The organism is Rhizobium ecuadorense (assembly GCF_001187535.1).
Taxonomy (GTDB): Bacteria; Pseudomonadota; Alphaproteobacteria; order Rhizobiales; family Rhizobiaceae; genus Rhizobium; species Rhizobium ecuadorense.
Window position 1 is genome coordinate 1 of sequence record NZ_LFIO01000752.1, and the last position, 252, is coordinate 252.

Annotated in this window: 1 pseudogene; it reads left to right on the top strand. The window is 63.1% G+C overall.

Features of this window, described 5'->3' with window-relative positions:
- A pseudogene (locus tag AF337_RS13700) lies at positions 1–118 on the top strand (VOC family protein); the annotation flags it as partial.
- Between the last annotated feature and the right edge of the window lie 134 nt (positions 119–252).

A 252-nucleotide genomic window follows, 5' to 3' on the forward strand; every position in this document is an offset into this window, starting at 1 on the left:
CGAGCGGGTGGCGCAGGTGCTTGATCCCTTCGGTCATCGTTGGATGTTGTCGCAAACCATCGAGCAGGTCACGCCTGAGGAGATGCAACGCCGCTGGAACGAGGACATGTCGGCGTAAGTGCCGCAGCCCTTGAAGCGCTCGAGGAGGCTGAGCGCGCCTTCAACGCGGCGATGGTTTCCAACGATCCCACCCAGATCGCCGCCTGAATCACGCAGGATTGGGTGCTGGTGACGCCTGGGCGTGGCCCAATC